Genomic DNA, 852 nt, shown 5'->3' with positions numbered 1-852 from the left:
GGTGGTCCGCCAACGAGTACAGGGTTGCCTCCTGAGGTCATAATCAACAGAAAGGAGGTTGGCGCCATTAAGGCAATTTTAGTTTTAGGCTTCCCAAACCGTAAGGGAGCAGGCAAGCCCACCAAACTACAGGATAAGGCGGGATGAAACTGTGTGCTACAAGGGCCTCCATCGGCGAGTACGGTGCTACTGCCCATAAACATCTCTGAGCTGGCCATCGGTTTTACGATGGGGAAAGGGATGTGCACAAAAATACCGGGAAGGTGCTGTATACCTGTTCCAGCATTGGCCACCCATTGCCCATGTACTTGAACCGAGGGTTTCATGCTATGGACCAAGGCTTTACATAGATTGCCAATTTTAGTACCAGAACCGTCCGTTGGTGGGCTCGACACCACCGTAGATATCGCATCCATAATAGCGCCCATGATATCGAAAACCATCCCAATATGGGGGACAGGCAATAAGGGTGAGGGTGGAAATATCGTTTCATGCAAATCTACCCCGATCGCTAAATCGAAATATTTACCTACATTTTGACCAGGCATGGCGGGTATAATACTGGCCATATCGCGCTGTAGGTGATCTAGCTTGTTTTTAAATTCTCCAAAGAGTTCCCCAAATCCCCGACGAGGAGCTGGAGCGGTAATTACTTTTCCTAGTATATCCATGAATATGTCTCTTTACGATTAGCTAAAAATGGAAGTCTTCATCTTGATGCTGGCGTTCTCTACGCCTGCTTGCTGCAACAGCCCCTCCCAGTCTTCGCCTAACCAATCTGCGAGCTGCAACTTCAACTCCATGAGCTGATCGGCAGTGGTCATTCTATCCGCTAAATACAAGGCCATATAG

General features: G+C 48.4%; 1 protein-coding gene. It reads right to left on the bottom strand.

The features are described 5' to 3' along the window. A partial coding sequence (locus WH223_RS00005; protein WP_340045466.1) for a hypothetical protein occupies positions 1–671 on the bottom strand: 671 nt, incomplete at its 3' end. Between the last annotated feature and the right edge of the window lie 181 nt (positions 672–852).

The organism is Sphingobacterium sp. MYb382 (genome assembly GCF_037572665.1).
Lineage (GTDB): Bacteria > Bacteroidota > Bacteroidia > Sphingobacteriales > Sphingobacteriaceae > Sphingobacterium.
Note: the sequence above shows the minus strand (reverse complement) of the source record. Positions and strands in the feature narration are given on the sequence as shown.